This window comes from Variovorax sp. 10L426 (assembly GCF_056395305.1).
In genome coordinates this window covers 1-17,864 of the sequence record NZ_JBFTJF010000027.1, presented here as the reverse complement: position 1 = coordinate 17,864, position 17,864 = coordinate 1, and the positions used below count along the sequence as shown (strand labels likewise).

Sequence of the window (17,864 nt, the reverse complement as noted above, 5' to 3'; positions counted from 1 at the left end):
GCCCACGGCCAAAAGCGCCCGTCGCCGACAGTCGGATGCGCGGAATGCATCAAGATACAACCATGAACGCCATGCTCCGTATTTCCGCCCGCGCCACCCTCATCCCGCTGGCTGCCGCGATCTTGCTGAGTGCCTGCGGCGAAGCCGCAAAACTGCCGCCCGACGCCGGTATTGGCCCAAAACCGGAATTGCCGGCGCCCGTCACGACGCTGATTCCCACGCTCAAGATCGCGCCGGCCATCGGCTGGACGGACACCGCGGGCCCGACTGCTCCCGAAGGCTTTGCGGTGACAGCGCTGGCCCGAGGGCTCGACCACCCCCGCATGGTCTACACGTTGCCCAATGGCGACGTCCTGGTCGTCGAGAGCAACAAACCGCCTGCGCCGGAGGGCAGCCATGACGGTGGAGACGGAGTGATTGCGCGCATCAGGGCGAAGGTGCAGCACGTGGTCCAGAACCGCGCCGGCGCCGGCGTGCCGAGCGCCAATCGGATCACGCTGCTGCGAGACACCAACGGCGACGGCGTGGCCGACGTGCGGCAGGTCTTCATTGAAAACCTCAACTCGCCGTTCGGCGTGGTCCTGGTCGGCAACGAACTGTTCATCGCAAATGCGGATGCGCTGGTGAAGGTGCCGTATGCCGATGGCCAGACGAGCATTGCGGCCACACCGACGCGGGTGACCGATCTGCCGGCAGGCATCAATCATCATTGGACGAAAGACGTCGTCTCCAACGGGGACGGCTCGAAGCTCTATGTCACCGTCGGCTCTAACAGCAACATCGGTGAAAACGGGATTCCGGCCGAGGAAGGGCGTGCCGCGGTCTGGGAAGTCGATGTGAAGACCGGCCAGAAGCGCCTCTTTGCCGGCGGCCTGCGCAACCCCGTGGCGGCGGCGTGGGAGCCAGATTCCCAGACTCTGTGGGTGGTCGTCAACGAGCGAGACGAGCTCGGCAGCGATCTGGTGCCGGATTACCTCACTTCGGTGAAGGATGGCGCGTTTTATGGCTGGCCGTGGAGCTATTACGGCGGCCACGTCGATGCTCGCGTGATTCCGCAGCGGCCGGACATGGTCGCCAAAGCCATCGCCCCGGACTACGCCCTCGGCTCGCACCGGGCACCTCTGGGAATCGCCTTCTCGAGCCCGCGCGGGATGCCCGCGCAGTTCGCCAGCGGGGCGTTTGTCGGCGAGCATGGGTCCTGGAATCGCAAACCACTTGCCGGTTACAAGGTTGTGTTCGTGCCCTTCACTGGCGGTCGTCCCAGCGGGCCGCCGGTCGACTTCCTCACCGGCTTTCTGAATGCCGACGAGAAAGCCCAGGGGCGGCCGGTCGGCGTCGCGCTGGACCAGAGCGGCGCGCTTCTGGTGGCAGACGACGTCGGCAACGCGGTGTGGCGGGTCGCCAGGAAGAAATGACTCCGGGGCACTAAGATCGCCCGGATGAAAGCCCCCGCCAGCCGCTTCTGGTCTCGACTCACGACGCGCGACTTTCGCGCGCTCGATCCGGCGACGACCGTCGCGGTGCTGCCGCTCGGGGCAACGGAACAGCATGGTCCGCATCTGCCGCTCTGCGTGGACTCGACCCTGGTGGATGGCATCGTGGCGGCTGCGCTTCCGCTGCTGCCCGCCGACCTGCCGGTGCTTTTCCTGCCGACCCAGCAGGTTGGCCTGAGCCCGGAGCATGCGCGCTTTGCCGGCACCCTGACCTTGTCGTCCGAGACGCTGATCCGGCTCTGGAGCGAGATCGGCGCGGGCGTGGCGCGTGCCGGCGTCAGAAAGCTGGTGCTCTTCAATGCCCACGGGGGGCACGTCGGCGCCATGGACATCGTTGCGCGCGAACTGCGGGCGACGCACGGTCTCATTGTCTACAGCGCGAGCTGGTTCAACTTGCCGCTCGGCGATGCCGGCGCGCAGTTCAGCGCCGACGAGCACCGCTTCGGCGTCCATGCCGGGGAGATGGAGACCTCGATGATGCTGGCCCTCGCGCCCGATCACGTCGCCATGGAAGCAGCCCGCGATTTCGACTCAACCTCGCGCCAGCGCGCTGCCGACTATTCGATCCTCGGCAACGGCCGGAGCGCCAAGCTGGGTTGGGCGATGGAGGACTACAACCCCGAAGGCGCCGCCGGCAACGCCGCCGCGGCGACCGCGGAAAAGGGCCAGGCGCTGATCGATGCGGCCGCCGGGCAACTCGCCGCCCTGTTGGCCGAAGTGGCGCGTCTGCCGTTGACGACGGCAAACACCGAGCCGTTGCCTTGAAGGCGTAAAGTCAACGAATTTCAGCCTGCGGCCAAAGGGCCTGTCGGCGCGAAATCCTTGATCTTGATGGAGCCGTCGGGCCGCTCGCAGGTGCCGATGAGCAAGCCGCTCGCGATTGCATGCGCTTTCAGCGCGTCGAAGATTTCGTCACGGCCCGGTGTTGCCGAAAACTCATGCGCGGCCCCCAGCGCGAAGATCTGGAACGCGTAGCGATGCACACCATGGCCCGGCGGCGGATCGGGTGGCAACCACGTCGCCTGAAGATAGGAGTTGAGGCCCGCATGGACCACCGTGCCTTCGTCATCGTCACGCGAAAGCGCGCCTTCAGGCAACCCCCCATCGGCACCCGGCAGATCGACCGCGATGGCATGGACCAGGGGATGGGGCGTCGGCGAGTCCGCGTCCTCCACCAGCAGCACCAGCGAGACTGAAGCCGTCGGAACGTCGAGCCAGTGCAGCGGAGGCGACTCGCCCTCGCCGTCGGCCGTATAGCGCGACGGCAACGGTGCGTGGTCGGCGAAGGCAAGGCTCGCGACCTTGATCGACGCCATGCCCTGGCGCAGGCCCAGCGTATTGAACGCGACCTGGTCGAGGCCGGCCCGCACGTCGTGCAGTGCGTGCCCGATCGCATCGGGGAGTTTTTCGAGCATCCGTCTATATAGCGCTCGTGCGATGAAACGTGTGTAGGACGCCGCGGGACACGGGCGCTATCATGAAAACCCCACCGTCACTTTCGTCGGCGGGCGCCACTTCAGCCACTCCAGCCAAGGAATCCTATGAGCATCGTTTGGACCATTCTGATTGGCTTTGTCGCGGGCCTTGTGGCGCGCGCCATCAAACCCGGCGACGACTCGGCCGGCTTCATCGTGACCACGCTGATCGGCATCGCCGGCTCGCTGATCGCAACCTATGTGGGGCAGGCCATGGGGTGGTACACGGCGGGGCAGGGGGCGGGATTCATCGCCTCGGTACTCGGCGCGATCGTGCTGTTGTTCCTCTACGGCCTGATCAAACGCAAGTGAGTTGGCGCGGCGGCGACACCGCCATTGGACTCAGGACATGCCGGTTCGCAAGACACGAAGTCGCCATCACCACCATGTGTACGTGGTCGAGCTTGACGACCGAGTCTGGAACGCGGCGCGGTTTCGACGCGCCAATCCCGATTACAAGCTCGGCATGCCCTTCGTTTATGTCGGAATGACAGGTCTCGATCCGGACGTACGCTTCGACAAGCACAAGGCAGGCATCCAGGCCAATGGCTTCGTTCGCGATCACGGATTGCGTTTGCTGCCGGCCCTCTATGCGATGTACAACCCCATGCCCTACGAGGCTGTGCGTGACATGGAGGTCGAACTCGGCATTGCACTGCGCGAGGCCGGATACGGCGTTTGGCAGGGGTAGGGATGGGGGCCCATGGAGGTGCGCATGAATACCGCCTTTTGCATCGTGATGACGAGCCTCGGCACCGAAGACGAAGCCGAAACATTGGCGGCGGAAATCGTCGAGGCGCGCCTGGCGGCCTGCGTTCAGATCCAACGTGTTCGAAGCCTCTACATCTGGCAGGACGCGCTGCATCGCGAACCCGAATGGGTGCTCCACATCAAGACGGTCGACGCGCGCTACGCGGCGCTCGAGGCCTTCATCCGTGAACGTCACAGCTACGAGACGCCGGAGATCATCCGAGTACCGATCGCTGGCGGATCGGCCGACTATCTGGGCTGGGTCGAAGCGGGCTGCGTCCTGCCCGCTCAGGAGTAGGTCACCCAGTCTTCGTAGGTCGGCCCGTCGAGGTGCGGTAGAGTGTTGTAGGTCACCAGCATGTGGCGCTTGGGCGTGAACGCGAACTCCGTGACGGAAGAGTTGCGCATGCGCAGGTTCAGCTCGATCGTCGTTGCGGAACTCGTCCCCAGCACGTGACCGACCGCAGTGCTGATCGGGCCGCCGCTCGACACCACCAGCACCTTCGTGCCGTGGTGGTGGTTGCGAATGTGGTCCAACGCGCTGGTGACGCCGGCCAGGAAGTCGACATAACTCGGCATGCCCACTGGCGCGGTCCGGCCTTGCATCCAGCTGTCCAGTCCCTGGCGCAACAGGCGGAAATGGTGCCGGTACATCTCAGGCGTGTCGGCTCGCTCCAGCTTGCCCGGATGGATGGTCGCGATCACCGCCTCGCTGTCGTATTCGTTCAAGCCGGGCCAGGGCAGGACGTCGTCGCGCTTCAATCCCAATCCCTCGGCGATGCCTTCCCAGGTTTGCCGATGGCGCTTCAAGGTGCCGGTGATGACGGCGTCGAACTGCATGCCGCGCTCACGCCAGTATTCGCCGAGGCGAACCGACTGCTTCTTGCCCAGTTCGCTCAGGTTGTCGTAGTCGGCCGCGCCGAAGCTGGCTTGTCCATGGCGCACGAGATAAAGGGTTCCCATGCGGCTGATTCTGACAAGGGGCGCCGAATCTTCGCGTCACCGGGGTGACCGCCGAGGGGCTGATCCGGCTCAGGAGATCAGGTTGTGCTCGCGCGCAAAGACGTAGATTTCAAGATCACTCTTGAGGCCGAGCTTGGCCATGGCATCGGACTTTTGGCGGCTGACTGTCTTCACGCTGCGTGAAAGGCGCTCTGCGATGGCAGACACCGTCAGGCCGGAAGCGAAGAGTCGAAGAACCTCGCCCTCGCGTGGCGAAAGACGCGCCGATGCGCCCGCTTCGGAATTGAATTGGCTTTGCAGAAGGCTTTGCCGAAATGTGGTGCTGACGTAGTCCCGGCCTTGCCCTACGGCCTGGACTGCAATGGATATCTCGTTCATCCCCGCGGACTTGTCGATCAGGCCGCGCACGCCGGTGGCAAGGATGGCCCCGAGCACGCCTACGTTGCTCATCATGGTGAGCACGATGATCGGCAGGTCGGGATACAGGCGGCGGATGCGTTGAACGAGCCCGAGGCCGTCGGCCTCCTCGGCGCTCGGCATCGAAAAATCGGTGATCAGCAAATCGGCGGGTGTCTCGCTCAGCACCGCCAACAGCGCCTCAGGCGAATCAGCTTCCGCGATGACATTGACGTCCAGGGCGTCCTTCAACACCATTCGCACGCCGGCCCTGATGATTGGATGGTCGTCAGCGACGATGACGCGCTTCTTCATGGCGATCCAATGTTGGTTGAAGGTTGGAGCGGAAATTGTAGTACCGCTGTCAGTCAGAGGAAGTATGCCCGAGTGCGGGCACAGCGCCTGATCAGGACCCGGCGATGACGTCCGCGAACACGGATGCATCGACGTTGCCGCCTGACAACGCGATGCCGACCGTCTTGCCGCGCCAACGCTCGTGCTGCTGCATCGCGGCAGCCAGGGCCGCTGCGCCTGCGCCCTCCGCCACGTTGTGGGTGTCGGTAAAAAGAGTTCGCATCGCCACGGCGATTTCGTCATCGCTGACAGAGACGATGTCGTCGGCCTCGCGCCGCAGCACGTCCAGCGCCTCCGGGACCGGCGTGCGGCACGCCATGCCGTCTGCCAGAAGGGTGCTGACGGGCGCCTCGAGCACCGTTCCGGCTCGAAACGAGTCGAGATAAGCCGTCGCGTGAGACGAGACGACGCCAATCAGCCGGGTGGAGACGCCGCAATGCGCACGGGCGGCCGCGGCACCGGCGAATCCGGAACCCAGGCCGATCGGCAAGAAGAGAACATCCGGCGGTGCAGGCGCCAGCGCCTCGAAGAATTCGACCCAGCTGGTTGCCACGCCACGCACGAGTTCACGATGAAAGGACGGGATGCGGTACATCCCGTCGCGTTCGGCCAGGAGGGCGGCGTGTTCGCTCGCTGTCTGGAATTCGTCGCCGTGCTCAACGAGCGTCACGCCCAGCGCTCGCATTGCGGCGTTTTTCTCGACCGAGTTCCCATGGGGCACCACGATGGTGGCGGCGATGCCGTAACGCTGAGCGGCGAAGCCGACCGATTGCCCGTGGTTCCCGCGCGTGGCGCTGACGACGTGCCGTACTTCGGGGTGTTCGCGCGCCAGTGTCTCGAAAAAGGTGAGCCCGCCACGAAGCTTGAAAGCGCCGGTGGGCGTGTGGTTCTCGTGCTTCGTCCAGACCGTGCACTCCAGGCGCTGCGCGAGCAGCGGCCAGGCGTACTGTGGCGTCGGCGGCATCGCCGCATGGACGGTATGCAACGCGGATTCGATCTCTTCGCGGCTGAACCTCATCACTTGCGATCCATCAGTGCGATGCGAACCGCGAGCGCACCGAGAACGCTGCCCATCACGTACCGTTGCGCGAGGAGCCAGCCCTTGCTCTTCGAAAGAAAGGCCGTGATGCTCGCCGCACCCAAAACCAAAAGCGCGTTGATCCCGCCGCTCACGAGGATCTGCACGGCACCCAGCGCCAGGCTCTGCAGCAGCACCGAACCGCGGTCCGGATGCAGAAACTGCGGGAAAAAGGACAGGTAGAACATCGCCACCTTGGGGTTCAGCACGTTGGTCAGAAAGCCCATGCTGAAGAGCTTTGCCGGCCGATCGTGCGGCAGCAGCCGCGCCTCGAAGGGCGCAGTGCCGTTGGGCTTCAACGCTTGCCAGGCGAGCCACAGAAGGTAGGCGGCACCGAGCAGGCGGATCGTATCGAATGCGAAGGGGACGGCGATCAACAGCGCGGTGAGGCCAAGCGCCGCCGCCATCAGGTGCACCAGGAATCCGAGCAGCACGCCGGCTAGCGAAATCAGCCCGGCAGCACGGCCTTGGCAAAGGGCGCGCGAGACGCAGTAGATCATGTTGGGGCCGGGCGTCAGCACCAGCAAGAGCGCGGCGACGGTGAACCAGGCGAGTTCGGAGCCAGTCAGCATGATCAAATTCCTCGGGAGTGAAGCGTGACGGTGCCGTGCGGTGTGTCGAACACGGCATGAAGATCGGGAGGGCCGTTGACCAGCGACACGCCGGAAAGGCCGATTGCGCGAAGGGCGGTGCCGAGATCCATTGAACGCGGATGCGCAAGACTCAGCGAACGCAGCGTGACGCCGGATTCAGTCATGCTGTCGCTGGGGTGAACGGGGCCCCACTGGATCAGTGTCGGCAATGCGCCGTAGAAAAGTCGCTGACCATCGTCGCGGACGGTGATTTGCCACGACAGGCGACCGGCCACCGTATCGCGCGACGCCTCGATCACGTGGCCGCGGTCGAGCCGCTCTTGATTCAGGGCCTGGACGGCGGCATCGATGTCTTGAACTTCCGCCACGAAGTGCACCAGTCGGGGCCCATCACGCGCCAGCGTCGCTTGCAATGCCGCGTCGTCGAGGTCGAACCATCGCTGTTGGCCAGTGGGCCGCGTCGATCGTGCAGCGGGATCGATCGCGATGATTTCCAGATAGATGCGCGGCGAATCCGCCGTTGCGATCTTCATCAAGCGGTTGTGCGTGCCCATTTGGGGGTGCGCGCCGCCGGGGCCGGGCGCGACACCGAAGGTTGCCTCGCACCACCGCACACCCTCTTCGAGGGCGTGGGCCGCGATCACCAAATGGTCGATTCGCGCTTTCATGGTGGAAACCTAGAGCGTCACGCTCCCGTCGATGCAAGTGACCGAGTCGCCGCCGACCCACACCTGGCCGTCGCTGTCGCGCATCACATGGACACGCCCGTCGCGGCCCAGGACCTGGCCTTGGGTCGCAACGTAGCGTTCGGGCATGTGGCCGTCAGCGATCAACCATTGGGCGAGACTGGCGTTGAAGCTTCCGGTGACCGGGTCTTCCTCGATGCCTACCGGCGCCGCAAAACCGCGTACTTCAATGCCGGCGGCCGACTCTTCGGACCGCGAGAAGGCACGTGCTTCGCGATTCGAGCGCGTGATCAACTGGGGCGATTCACTGGCAGAGATGCCGGCGACGCCGATCTTGTGGCCGAGTTCGTGCAGCGCGCGATGGTCGGGCTTCAACGCGAGCACGGTGTCTGCATCGTTCAACAAAAGGCCAAGCCAGACGGTGCCGTTGTCCAGCAGCTGCGACGAGACGATCTGTGGGGCTCGGATGCCGAGCGCTCCTGCCACCTTCGCCAGCATCGTCGGGCTGGGCGCGCTGCGCCGCATCGGTGGCGCGGCGAAGGTCAGGCGATCACCGTCGCGATGGATAGGCACCAGTCCGCTTTCGCACTGCTGCACGATGCGGTTGCCGGCTTTGGGTTTTCCACCGGCCTGCAGCCACGCGTGACAGCTACCGAGTGTTGGATGACCCGCGAAGAGCAACTCGCCACCCGGCGTGAAGATGCGCACACGGTAGTCGGCCGTGGGCTCGGTGGGGGGCAGCAGAAAAGTGGTTTCGGAAAGATGCGTCCACGCCGCGAAGCGTTGCATCGTCTCGTCGTCGAGTCCGGTGCCGTCGAGCACGACCGCGAGGGGATTGCCGAAGTAGGGCGCCGACGTGAAGACGTCGACTTGTTTGAACGGGCGGGTTTTCATCGGTGTCATTCAAGCGGAAGGTCGAGCACGCCGCGTGCGCCCGTCCGGCTGCGCAGATCGGCAAACCATCGCTCGACATGGGGCCAGGACGGACGCGTGTATTCGGTTTGCGGCAGACCGAACCAGCGGTGCGCTTCGCAGCCGACCGGGATGTCGGCCATCGTGAACTGATCGCCGAGCATGTAGGCGCGCGTGGCGAGATGGGCATCCAGCAGCGCGAACAGGGGCTCCGTCGCACGAACCGAATACTCGATCACCTCGGGCTGTCGCTGGGATGCCGACGTCCGGATCCATTGCTTGAACGCGCCGCCGCTCACCGGATTCAACGTGGTCTGCTGCCAGTCCATCCACCGCTCGGCATCGAAACGCTGAGCAAGAGGTTCGGGATAAAGCTTCCCCATGGAGTGCCTGGCGCAGAGGTAGCGCACGATCACGTTCGATTCCCAGAGGATGACGCGGTCCTCGCCCTCGCCGTCGTCGATGGCCGGTACCAGCGCATTCGGATTCAGCCGGAGGTATTCGGGCGTCTGGACCACGCCGAATTTCCCGCCGGCCTCGGTGCGCTGGAAGTCGAGGCCGAGTTCCTGCGCGCACCAGACCACCTTGCGTACATTGATGGAGCTGATGCGTCCCCAGATGTTGAGCATGTCGGAGTACCTTTGCGAGGCTATCTCAGGTGGGGCTGCCGGCCAACTGACGCTGGACCTCAGCCGCCGCGTTGTGCGCAAGCTGCTCGCGAACTGCTTCGGCCAGCGCTGTGATGGCCGTGTCGATTTCGTCGACGCTCGCCGTCACGAAAGACAGACGCATCGTGCGCGGATCGCCTTCGCCGGCGTAGAAGGGCAGGCCCGGAACGAATGCCACGCCGCGTTCGACCGCCTTGGGCAGCAGCTCGACGCTGTTCATGCCTTCGGGCAGACGCAGCCACAGGAACATGCCGCCGGCCGGTTTGTTGAATTCGACCTGCAAGCCCTTCATTTCGCGCGTGAGTGCGGCGAGCATGGCATCGCGCTGGCCCTTGTAGAGCGCGCGAATTGTCGGCACGTGGCGACTCAGGAAGCCTTCCCGCATCACTTCCGACACCATGCGCTGGTTGAAGCTCGGCGTGTGCAGATCGGCAGCCTGCTTGGCCTGCAGCAACTTTGGATAGATGGCCTTGGGCGCCACCAGAAAGCCGAGTCGCAGGCCGGGTGCCAGCACCTTCGAGAACGAACCGAGATAGATGCAGCCGTCGGGGTTGCGCGCTGTGAGCGGCAATGGCGGCGCTTCGTCGAACCAGAGTTCGCCGTAGGGGTTGTCCTCGACGATGGGCAGGCCGACCTTTGCCGCAGCGGCCGAAACCGCCGCGCGGCGTTCCTCGGTCATCGTGCGGCCGGTGGGATTCTGGAAATTGGGCAGCAGGTAGACGAATCGTGCGTCCTTCGACTTGGCGACCAGGTCGTCGACCACCACGCCGTCGTCGTCGCTCGCGACACTGACCGGTTCGGGCTCCATCGGCGAGAAGGCCTGCAGCGCGCCGAGGTAGGTCGGCGTCTCGACCAGCACACGGCTGCCGGGATCGAGCAGCACCTTGGCGATCAGATCCAGCCCTTGTTGCGATCCGGTCGTGATCAGCACCTGCGCGGGGTCCACGCTCCAGGGCAGCATTTCGGCGACCGCTTCGCGCAGGGGGCCGTAACCTTCGCTGGCCGCGTATTGCAGGGCAGCCTGACCGTCCTTGTGCAGAACTTCGGCACAGGCCTCGGCGAAGGCGCTGATCGGAAAAGTCTTCGGCGACGGCAGGCCGCCGGCGAGACTGATGATGCCGGGGCGTTCGGTCACCTTGAGAATTTCGCGAATCACCGAAGGATTCATCTTTTCGGCGCGGGCGGCGAGTTTCCAGTTCATGTCATGACTCCGTGAATGTATGAATCGCTATCGCGAAGCAGCAGCGGCGAGAGCAGCAGGGGCCCGCGGTTGCGAAAGCTTCTTCCCCGCGACCACGGTGGCGACCACCGCGGCAGCAAAGCCGAGCGTAACGATATCGAGCGGCTCGCCCAACAGGGGAATGGCGGCGAGGATGGAAAGAAAAGGTTGCAGCAATTGCGTCTGGCTGACGCGCAACGCGCCACCCATCGCCAAGCCGCGGTACCAGGCGAAGAAGCCGACCCACATCGAGAACACCCCGACGTAGACAAAGCCGACCCAAGCGGACGCAGCCACCGGCTGTTGCGGCCAGAGCAACAGCGTTCCGGGCAGCGTCACCGGCAATGCCAGCACGCAGACCCAGCAGATGACCCGTTCGGCACCCAGTGCGGGCGTGACCTGCGCCCCGTAGATGTAGCCTAGCGAGGCTGCGAACACGGCTCCGACCAGAAGCACATCGGCCCATTCGAACCCAAAGCTGGCGCCCTGGTTGTTCGCGCGCAGCAGTGAAAAGACCACCACCAGACCACTGCCTGCGATGGCGCAAAGCCAGAAGCCCAGCCTGGCTCGCTGGTGCAGCACCCAGGCCGCACACGCCGCCGTCACGAGCGGCAAGAGCGCCGTGACTACGGCTGCGTGGCTTGCGGTGACCACGCGCAGTGCATAGGCCAACAGCAGCGGAAAGCCGATCGCATTGCCCATGACCGCTATTGCCAGTGCCTTCCACTGATGCGGCCGCGGCAAGGGAGCCCGGGTACTCAGGAGGAAGATCACAGACAGGACGCCGGCCAGAGCGGCGCGGCCCAGCGTCAAGAACCAGGGCGAAAGCTGCGGTGCCGCCTGCGTACCCGTGGCGAGCCGCGTCATTGGCAATGTCACCGCGAAGAACGCGACGCCCAGCACGCCGAGCCACATGCCAAGTGCTTCGTCCTTGATCTTCATACGCCGACCATCCACCAGGCGGTGAGCACGAGCACAGCCGCCATGCCGCGGTTGAACCACAGCAGTCGTCGGCCCTGCGCCAGCCAGTTGCGCAGCAACGCGCCAGCCAGTGCATAGCTGAAGTTGCTGGCGAAGGCGTAGACCAGCATGACCGGTGCCACGATGGCGAAGCGGTGCAGCGCATCGGGCTGACCGGCGATCCAGCCTGCGACCAGCGTCAACGCCAGCAGCCACGCCTTGATGTTGAGGAATTGAAGCAGAACCCCCTGCTTGAAGCCGACGCTGAGTTGCTCGCCATTCGACTGAGCGAGCGAGGCGCTGCCGCTGAGCTTCCACGCAAGCCATAGCAGATAGACGATGCCGAGCGCCTTGATGACCCATCGCAGCGACGGCGCGGCCACCACGAGTGCCCCGACGCCTGCCGCACAGAGCATCAGAAGAAGCGTCCAGCCCACAGGGACGGCAATCACGAAGCGCATGGCGCGCGGCAGGCCGCCGTTGGCTGCCAGTGCCGTAGAGAGCGTGGTGTTAGGGCCGGGCGAGAAACTCATCGCCGTGGCCAGTACCAGCAGCGCGGTGAATTCTTGCCAGTTCATGGGCCACACTTTAAACTGATGACCATTACAGTTCCGGTACAGATTTTCGAACATGTTTTAAATCTGTATTGGTCTCAGGATCGACACAGAACCCGGATCGCATGCTGACACGAACCTCCACCCAGTCGCTGACTGGCCAACTCGCCGACCGATTTGCCGAACGCATCCGGAACCGGTTGCTGGCGCCGGGAGCGCGCCTGCCGTCCGTGCGTGAATGCGCGCGCCAGCAGGGCGTGAGTCCGCACACGGTGGTTGCGGCCTATGACCAGCTCCTTGCGCAGGGACTTGTCGAGGCGCGCCGCCAAAAGGGTTTCTATGTCCGTGATTCGGCTGCGGCGACTACCGGGGCCGCATCACTGAGCATGACCTTCGTCGCTCAGCAACCGCCGGCGCAGACGGTGGCGGCCGATGCCAGCATGCTGATCCGTGGCATGTTCCATCGGCCCAGCGACAAACCGCAGCCGGGCATGGGCGTCTTTCCGCCCGATTGGCTGGAGTCGACATTCATGCCTGCCGCAGTGCGCCGCGTGACGAATACCAAGGCGCTGCAGGAGTTCTCGCTGCAATACGGCGAGCCCGCCGGGGACAGTGGTTTGCGGCGCAGCCTGGCCACCAAGCTCGCGCGCATCAATGTGCCTGCGGGACCCGAGCAGATTGTGACAACGGTCGGCGCCACGCATGCACTCGACATCGTCAGCCGGACCTTGTTGCGGCCGGGCGATCCCGTGATGGTCGAGGAGCCGGGCTGGGCGCTCGAGTTCGCGAGACTGGAAGCGCTAGGCATGCGTATCCTGCCTGTCCCACGCCATGCCGACGGCCCGGATCTGGACGTCATGGAGCGCTATTGCAGCGCTGGCGAAGGCCATAGGCCGAAGCTGTTCGTGAGTGTCAGCGTGCTGCACAACCCGACGGGGTACAGCCTGTCGCCGGGCAGCGCCCACCGCGTGCTTCAGCTGGCGAACAAGCATGATTTCCATATCGTCGAGGACGACACGTACAGCCATCTCGCGCCCGAGCACGCGACTCGTCTCTGCGCGCTCGACGGCTTGCAGCGAACCATTTATGTCAGCGGGTTCGCGAAGATTCTCGCGCCCAACTGGCGCATTGGTTTCCTTGCGGCTTCATCAGAAATGGTCGGGCGTCTTCTCGAAACCAAGCTGATCGCGACCTTGACCACGCCCTCTTTGTTCGAGCGCGCGTTGGCGTGGTGTATCGATCAAGGCCAACTGCGCCGACACGCGGAGCGCATTCGACTGCGCCTCGACGGGGCGCGCGGCCGTACCGTCAAGCTTGCGCTGGGTGCGGGATGCACGCTGGCGTCGGAGCCGGCAGGACTATTCGGGTGGCTCGACACGGGTGTCGATACCGATGTATTGACGCAGCGCATGCTCGACGAGGGCTATCTGATCGCGCCCGGTTCGCTGTTTCATGCGAGGCGCCCTCCGACCACCCTGATGAGAATCAATTTCGCCACCGGCCAGGATGCAGGGTTCTGGAGGGTGTTCACGCGAGTGAGGGACCAGGTCTAGACGCCGGGGTCGGCGGTCAGAGCAGTTTGTCCGGCGCGAGCGGCCCGAATATCCTGAGCAGCAGACGAAGGCCGGCGCTGGTATCGGGCTCGGAAGTGACGTCGGCCAGTCCACTACCTTGCGGCGCCCGCCAGACAAGCTGGCCGTCGCGCCGCTCGACATGCCACGCGCCCTCGTGCAACACCGCCTCGATCTTGTCAGTCGCGATCTGCGAAAGCGCGTTGCTGCGAATCAGCACTGCGATTTCGGTGTTCTGCAATTGCGAGCGCAGATCGAGATTCATCGAGCCGACCACCAGAAGCTGGCCATCCATGACCAGCACCTTCGAATGGAGCATCGAACGTGATTCACCGGAGACGTTGCTTCCCGCCCCGAAGGCGCTGCTCAGACCTGCTTGCTCGCTGCGCAGTTCGTAGAGTTCGACGCCCAACGCGAGTAGCTCCTCGCGATGCCGCGCGTAGCCCACATGAGCGACGGGCGCGTCGTTCGATGCGAGGGAGTTCGTGAGCACCCGGATGCTGACGCCGCGCGCTCGCGCAGCGGCGAAGGCTCGAATCATGTCGGGGCCAGGGACGAAGTAGGGGGAAATGATCAGCAGGTCGCGTCGGGCGAGGCCGATCAGTTGCAGAAGCCCTTCGACGACGGTGTCGCCATCTTGGGCCGCATGGGCTGCAGCATCGATCGAATTGTTCGCGCGCACCTGAGGGGATCGTCCCGCCTTGCCGATCACCACGAGGCCGGGAGCCTTGTTCGGAGCGCCCGCGTTCCCAGCACTGGCTCCGTCCAAAGGGATCTTGCCCGGCTTGTCGACCAGCACGACCGCGGGGGCCCACACAAAGGTCGCATCGCGAAACTCCATGGGCTTCTCGTCCCAGGCATGGGCGCGCTGTTCGGCCGTCGGGGCAGGGCCACTGGCTTTTTCAGGCGGTGCGGCGCCGGACGCCGCGCGTTCGCGCTCTGCCTTGTCGGCCGCCCGTGCCTGATCGCGAATCTTGTTGAGTTCGTCCCGCGAGACGAGTGATTGCACCGGATAGGCGCGATCGTTGTTCCAGTAGGCGTCGAAGCTGCGCGACAAGTCCTGCACGATGCGTCCTGCCACCAACACGTCGAGATCGATGAAATTTGCGCTCTTGTCGTTGCCGAAGTAGGCATCTCCAAGGTTGCGGCCGCCGGTAACGGCAATGACGTTGTCCGCGATGAAGAGCTTGTTGTGCATCCGCTGCTGGACGCGCGATGCATCATCGAGCGAACTCACAAGGCGTCCCAGAGTCGATGCTCTCGCGCCGGTCAGCGGATTGAACATCCGCATTTCGATGTTGGGCTCGAAGGCAAGCCGCATCACACGAGCATCGCGACCGGTACTGTGGAAGTCGTCGAGCAGGATGCGAACACGCACGCCACGCCGCGCTGCATCGCGCACCCCCAGGAGCAAGCGGGCGGTGCTGGCGTCGGCGTGGATCGCGTAGTACTGGAGGTCCAGCGTCTTTTGCGCGCCCTGGACCAGGGCCAGTCTGCTTCCATACGCGGCCTGAGGTCCATCGATCAGCAGGAAGCCGGAGTCGAAGCGGGTTGCCGCAGCATCCCGGCGTTGCTTCACGAGCACCGCCAAAGGCGTCTCCGTCGGTGATGCCAGGGCGGTCGAGACCGGCCGTTGAACGTCTTGCGGCAACTCGGCGCAGGCGGACAAGCAGTAGGCAAGGCCGCATGCGACGCAAAAGCGAAGGGCCGTCGCGGCAGATCGTCGAAGCGTTACGAATGAGGGCATGCAGCATCAGGAGAGCCTAGACGGCGCATCCTAAGCGCGGCCGCCGGCTGCCACGCGTCAGACAAGAACGCCGTTAACCCGGGCCCAAAGCGCCGAGTTCTTCCCAGCGTTCGAGCGCCGCCAGCAACTCCTCGTCGATGCGGGCGTGGCGTTCGCCAAGTTCGGCTGCCCGCGATGAATCGTTCGCGTAGATGGCGCCCCCGTCCAACTCCAGCATCTCGGTGATGCGTTTCTGCTCCTCCTCCAGGGAGGCGATTTGCGTTGGGAGCAATTCGAGTTCGCGCTGTTCCTTGTAGCTGAGCTTCTTCCTTGCTCCGGTACGTTGAGGTGCGGCAGAGGCGGGCGGCGGTGCTGCAGGTGCCGGCGCAACCGCGGCGGCGCGTTGTTCGGCAATCTCTCGTGCGCGCTTCGATTGGGTCAGCCAATCCTGCACGCTGCCTTCATATTCGCGCCAGCGGCCGTCGCCTTCGAACGCGATCGTGCTCGTGACTACGTTATCGAGGAAGGTTCGGTCGTGACTGACGAGGAATACGGTCCCGTCGTAGTTCTGGAGCAAATCTTCGAGGAGCTCGAGCGTGTCGATGTCGAGGTCATTGGTCGGCTCGTCCAGAACCAGCACATTGGCCGGGCGCGCGAACAAGCGTGCCAGCAGCAGCCGATTGCGTTCTCCGCCACTGAGCGAACGCACGGGTGAATGGGCACGTGCAGGCGAAAACAGGAAGTCGGCAAGGTAGCTCTTGACGTGCTTGCGCTGACTGCCGATCTCGATCCATTCGCTGCCGGGGCTGATGAAGTCCTCCAGTGTCGCGTCGAGGTTGAGTGCATTGCGCATCTGGTCGAAGTAGGCCACCTGCACGTTGGTTCCACGGCGGATCTTCCCGCTGTCGGGCTCCAGTTCGCCGAGGATCAGCTTCAGCAGTGTCGTCTTGCCGGCGCCATTGGGACCGAGGATGCCGACCTTGTCACCGCGCAGGATCGTGCCGGTGAATCCGCGGATCACCTTCTTGTCGCCGAAAGCCTTGGATGCGTCGGTCAATTCGGCAACGATCTTCCCGCTGTTTTGGCCCGATGAGACGTCCATGTTGACGCTCCCCAGTACCTCCCGCCTGGCAGCGCGATTGGCGCGGAGTGCTTCGAGCCGGCCGATTCGGCTCTGGCTCCGTGTTCGGCGGGCCTCGACGCCTTTGCGGATCCATATTTCTTCCTGGGCGAGCAGTTTGTCGGCCTTGGCGTTGATCACCGCTTCCTGCGCGAGTTGCTCCTCTTTCTGAATCAGATACTGCTCGAAGTTGCCGGGATAAGAACTCAGTTTGCCTCGGTCCAGTTCCACGATGCGCGTGGCGACTCGGTTGAGAAAGCTCCGGTCGTGCGTGATGGTCACCACGCTTCCCTTGAAGTCGATCAACAGTTGTTCGAGCCATTCAATCGAGTCGAGGTCAAGGTGATTGGTCGGCTCGTCGAGAAGCAATACGGCAGGCGCCGCAACGAGTGCCTGCGCGAGCGCCACGCGTTTACGTGTGCCGCCGGAAAGCGAGCCGACCTGTGCCGCCCCGTCCAGATGCAGCCGGTGCAGCGTCTCGTTGACGCGCTGCTCCCAGTTCCAAGCGTCGAATGCCTCGATCTGTGACTGGAGCGCGTCGAGATCGACGCCGGGCGCACCGGACAAGTATTGATCCCGAATGGCGATCACGTTGGCGAGGCCCGCACTCGCGGCCGTGAAGACATTGGCCTCCATGTCGAGTGATGGCTCTTGCGCGACGTAAGTGACTCGCAGTCCTTGTTGAACCTGAAGCGTCCCATCGTCGGGTCTCTCCAGTCCGCCGAGAATCTTGAGAAGCGAAGACTTGCCGGCACCATTGCGGCCGATCAGCCCGATGCGTTCAGATTCAATGAGAGAGAAGTCCGCATGATCCAACAGCGGGACGTGGCCGAATGCCAGTTGGGCATCGAGAAGAGTGATGAGTGCCATGTGGAGTGGATTATCGGATTGGGGAACTCGCTCTATCCCTGTGCCAGCAGTGAAGTGACGATGCGCAAGTCTGGATGGCCTTCCGCTAGGCGACGAAGGATGGCATATACTCGTGGGCTCGGCTGAAAGCGCGAAGGCGGTTCAGGTGATTTCCCTCTTACATGGGGAAGAGCCAAGTAGGTCGAAAAATGCGCAGTCGATGTGAAGGTTGTTTGAAAAAACACTGCATAATCGAAAGCTCAGCTGAATTGACTGACTGCCTCACTTCGGAGCGGATTGAGAGTAGTGGTCGAAGAAGCAAAAACCCTAGGGTTTGACTGGTTTTAAAAAACCGTGTCATAATCGCAGGCTCCGCTAAACACGGATCTCGAAGGAGTTCTTCGGAGCGAGGTTGAGGTGAGCGGAGGGGGGAAAAGAAAAGCTTAAAAAGTTTTTCAGATCTTCTGAAAAGCGTGTAATAATAGAGGGCTTCGCTG

At 63.9% G+C, this 17,864-nt stretch carries 19 protein-coding genes; 6 read left to right on the top strand and 13 right to left on the bottom strand.

Going from position 1 to position 17,864, the window contains the following annotated elements:
* Positions 1-62 precede the first annotated feature (62 nt).
* On the top strand, positions 63-1,415 hold the full coding sequence (locus tag AC1DHL_RS27315; RefSeq protein WP_478164041.1) for a PQQ-dependent sugar dehydrogenase: 1,353 nt from the start codon (positions 63-65) through the stop codon (positions 1,413-1,415).
* A 24-nt stretch (positions 1,416-1,439) separates the two neighbouring features.
* Positions 1,440-2,258, top strand: coding sequence for a creatininase family protein (locus AC1DHL_RS27310; protein WP_478164040.1), 819 nt, complete (start codon positions 1,440-1,442; stop codon positions 2,256-2,258).
* A gap of 20 nt (positions 2,259-2,278) precedes the next feature.
* On the opposite strand, the gene AC1DHL_RS27305 is transcribed toward AC1DHL_RS27310, so the two are convergent.
* Positions 2,279-2,908 carry a YbhB/YbcL family Raf kinase inhibitor-like protein gene (locus tag AC1DHL_RS27305; RefSeq protein ID WP_478105043.1) on the bottom strand — a complete coding sequence of 210 codons (630 nt, stop codon included), beginning with the start codon at positions 2,906-2,908 and terminating at the stop codon, positions 2,279-2,281.
* A gap of 126 nt (positions 2,909-3,034) precedes the next feature.
* On the opposite strand from AC1DHL_RS27305, the gene AC1DHL_RS27300 reads away from it, so the two are divergent.
* The 3 genes from AC1DHL_RS27300 to cutA are packed head-to-tail and all read left to right on the top strand — an operon-like array spanning position 3,035 to position 4,016.
* On the top strand, positions 3,035-3,280 hold the full coding sequence (locus AC1DHL_RS27300) for a GlsB/YeaQ/YmgE family stress response membrane protein (protein ID WP_478105042.1): 246 nt from the start codon (positions 3,035-3,037) through the stop codon (positions 3,278-3,280).
* A 37-nt stretch (positions 3,281-3,317) separates the two neighbouring features.
* Positions 3,318-3,659 carry a hypothetical protein gene (locus AC1DHL_RS27295; RefSeq protein WP_478164039.1) on the top strand — a complete coding sequence of 114 codons (342 nt, stop codon included), beginning with the start codon at positions 3,318-3,320 and terminating at the stop codon, positions 3,657-3,659.
* Between the two features lie 24 nt (positions 3,660-3,683).
* On the top strand, positions 3,684-4,016 hold the full coding sequence (cutA, locus tag AC1DHL_RS27290) for a divalent-cation tolerance protein CutA (protein WP_478164038.1): 333 nt from the start codon (positions 3,684-3,686) through the stop codon (positions 4,014-4,016).
* Here cutA and AC1DHL_RS27285 read toward each other — a convergent pair.
* The 10 genes from AC1DHL_RS27285 to AC1DHL_RS27240 all read right to left on the bottom strand — a co-directional run bounded on the left by AC1DHL_RS27285 (position 4,007) and on the right by AC1DHL_RS27240 (position 12,125).
* A complete protein-coding gene (locus AC1DHL_RS27285; RefSeq protein ID WP_478164037.1) occupies positions 4,007-4,681 on the bottom strand; it encodes a histidine phosphatase family protein in 675 nt (224 codons plus the stop codon). The two genes, cutA and AC1DHL_RS27285, sit on opposite strands and share 10 nt — an antisense overlap.
* A gap of 69 nt (positions 4,682-4,750) precedes the next feature.
* The gene (locus tag AC1DHL_RS27280) at positions 4,751-5,392 is read right to left on the bottom strand and encodes a response regulator (RefSeq protein ID WP_478105036.1); all 642 of its coding nucleotides are present in this window, start codon (positions 5,390-5,392) and stop codon (positions 4,751-4,753) included.
* 91 nt (positions 5,393-5,483) lie between these two features.
* Positions 5,484-6,449 carry a threonine dehydratase gene (locus AC1DHL_RS27275; protein WP_478164036.1) on the bottom strand — a complete coding sequence of 322 codons (966 nt, stop codon included), beginning with the start codon at positions 6,447-6,449 and terminating at the stop codon, positions 5,484-5,486.
* A complete protein-coding gene (locus AC1DHL_RS27270) occupies positions 6,449-7,081 on the bottom strand; it encodes a LysE family translocator (RefSeq protein WP_478164035.1) in 633 nt (210 codons plus the stop codon). Before AC1DHL_RS27270 ends, AC1DHL_RS27275 begins: the two co-directional genes overlap by 1 nt.
* Before the next feature lie 2 nt (positions 7,082-7,083).
* Entirely contained in the window at positions 7,084-7,770 is a 687-nt protein-coding gene (locus AC1DHL_RS27265) for a VOC family protein (RefSeq protein ID WP_478164034.1), read from the bottom strand.
* Positions 7,771-7,779: 9 nt separating this feature from the next.
* Positions 7,780-8,682: a PhzF family phenazine biosynthesis protein gene (locus AC1DHL_RS27260; RefSeq protein ID WP_478105032.1), complete on the bottom strand. Its 903-nt coding sequence runs from the start codon at positions 8,680-8,682 to the stop codon at positions 7,780-7,782.
* A gap of 5 nt (positions 8,683-8,687) precedes the next feature.
* Entirely contained in the window at positions 8,688-9,329 is a 642-nt protein-coding gene (locus tag AC1DHL_RS27255; protein WP_478105031.1) for a glutathione S-transferase family protein, read from the bottom strand.
* Between the two features lie 25 nt (positions 9,330-9,354).
* Positions 9,355-10,569: an aminotransferase-like domain-containing protein gene (locus AC1DHL_RS27250; RefSeq protein ID WP_478164033.1), complete on the bottom strand. Its 1,215-nt coding sequence runs from the start codon at positions 10,567-10,569 to the stop codon at positions 9,355-9,357.
* Positions 10,570-10,596: 27 nt separating this feature from the next.
* On the bottom strand, positions 10,597-11,529 hold the full coding sequence (locus AC1DHL_RS27245; RefSeq protein ID WP_478105028.1) for a DMT family transporter: 933 nt from the start codon (positions 11,527-11,529) through the stop codon (positions 10,597-10,599).
* Complete coding sequence (locus AC1DHL_RS27240) at positions 11,526-12,125, bottom strand: LysE family translocator (RefSeq protein WP_478105026.1); 600 nt, start codon at positions 12,123-12,125, stop codon at positions 11,526-11,528. The genes AC1DHL_RS27245 and AC1DHL_RS27240 overlap by 4 nt, the downstream gene beginning before the upstream one ends.
* Positions 12,126-12,226: 101 nt before the next feature.
* Here AC1DHL_RS27240 and AC1DHL_RS27235 point away from each other — a divergent pair, with 101 nt between their 5' ends.
* Positions 12,227-13,654, top strand: a complete 1,428-nt coding sequence (locus AC1DHL_RS27235; protein WP_478164032.1) for an aminotransferase-like domain-containing protein — start codon at positions 12,227-12,229, stop codon at positions 13,652-13,654.
* A gap of 16 nt (positions 13,655-13,670) precedes the next feature.
* Here AC1DHL_RS27235 and AC1DHL_RS27230 read toward each other — a convergent pair whose 3' ends face one another.
* Entirely contained in the window at positions 13,671-15,419 is a 1,749-nt protein-coding gene (locus AC1DHL_RS27230) for a phospholipase D family protein (RefSeq protein ID WP_478164031.1), read from the bottom strand.
* 73 nt (positions 15,420-15,492) lie between these two features.
* Complete coding sequence (locus AC1DHL_RS27225; RefSeq protein ID WP_478105022.1) at positions 15,493-17,388, bottom strand: ATP-binding cassette domain-containing protein; 1,896 nt, start codon at positions 17,386-17,388, stop codon at positions 15,493-15,495.
* Positions 17,389-17,864 lie beyond the last annotated feature (476 nt).

What these genes read in the sequence shown, in the direction of transcription:
- AC1DHL_RS27315 (WP_478164041.1), top strand. Translation starts at nt 63, where the DNA reads ATGAACGCCATGCTCCGTATTTCCGCCCGCGCCACCCTCATCCCGCTG.
- AC1DHL_RS27310 (WP_478164040.1), top strand. Translation starts at nt 1,440, where the DNA reads ATGAAAGCCCCCGCCAGCCGCTTCTGGTCTCGACTCACGACGCGCGAC.
- AC1DHL_RS27305 (WP_478105043.1), bottom strand. Translation starts at nt 2,908, where the DNA reads ATGCTCGAAAAACTCCCCGATGCGATCGGGCACGCACTGCACGACGTG.
- AC1DHL_RS27300 (WP_478105042.1), top strand. Translation starts at nt 3,035, where the DNA reads ATGAGCATCGTTTGGACCATTCTGATTGGCTTTGTCGCGGGCCTTGTG.
- AC1DHL_RS27295 (WP_478164039.1), top strand. Translation starts at nt 3,318, where the DNA reads ATGCCGGTTCGCAAGACACGAAGTCGCCATCACCACCATGTGTACGTG.
- cutA (WP_478164038.1), top strand. Translation starts at nt 3,684, where the DNA reads ATGAATACCGCCTTTTGCATCGTGATGACGAGCCTCGGCACCGAAGAC.
- AC1DHL_RS27285 (WP_478164037.1), bottom strand. Translation starts at nt 4,681, where the DNA reads ATGGGAACCCTTTATCTCGTGCGCCATGGACAAGCCAGCTTCGGCGCG.
- AC1DHL_RS27280 (WP_478105036.1), bottom strand. Translation starts at nt 5,392, where the DNA reads ATGAAGAAGCGCGTCATCGTCGCTGACGACCATCCAATCATCAGGGCC.
- AC1DHL_RS27275 (WP_478164036.1), bottom strand. Translation starts at nt 6,449, where the DNA reads ATGAGGTTCAGCCGCGAAGAGATCGAATCCGCGTTGCATACCGTCCAT.
- AC1DHL_RS27270 (WP_478164035.1), bottom strand. Translation starts at nt 7,081, where the DNA reads ATGCTGACTGGCTCCGAACTCGCCTGGTTCACCGTCGCCGCGCTCTTG.
- AC1DHL_RS27265 (WP_478164034.1), bottom strand. Translation starts at nt 7,770, where the DNA reads ATGAAAGCGCGAATCGACCATTTGGTGATCGCGGCCCACGCCCTCGAA.
- AC1DHL_RS27260 (WP_478105032.1), bottom strand. Translation starts at nt 8,682, where the DNA reads ATGAAAACCCGCCCGTTCAAACAAGTCGACGTCTTCACGTCGGCGCCC.
- AC1DHL_RS27255 (WP_478105031.1), bottom strand. Translation starts at nt 9,329, where the DNA reads ATGCTCAACATCTGGGGACGCATCAGCTCCATCAATGTACGCAAGGTG.
- AC1DHL_RS27250 (WP_478164033.1), bottom strand. Translation starts at nt 10,569, where the DNA reads ATGAACTGGAAACTCGCCGCCCGCGCCGAAAAGATGAATCCTTCGGTG.
- AC1DHL_RS27245 (WP_478105028.1), bottom strand. Translation starts at nt 11,529, where the DNA reads ATGAAGATCAAGGACGAAGCACTTGGCATGTGGCTCGGCGTGCTGGGC.
- AC1DHL_RS27240 (WP_478105026.1), bottom strand. Translation starts at nt 12,125, where the DNA reads ATGAACTGGCAAGAATTCACCGCGCTGCTGGTACTGGCCACGGCGATG.
- AC1DHL_RS27235 (WP_478164032.1), top strand. Translation starts at nt 12,227, where the DNA reads ATGCTGACACGAACCTCCACCCAGTCGCTGACTGGCCAACTCGCCGAC.
- AC1DHL_RS27230 (WP_478164031.1), bottom strand. Translation starts at nt 15,419, where the DNA reads ATGCCCTCATTCGTAACGCTTCGACGATCTGCCGCGACGGCCCTTCGC.
- AC1DHL_RS27225 (WP_478105022.1), bottom strand. Translation starts at nt 17,388, where the DNA reads ATGGCACTCATCACTCTTCTCGATGCCCAACTGGCATTCGGCCACGTC.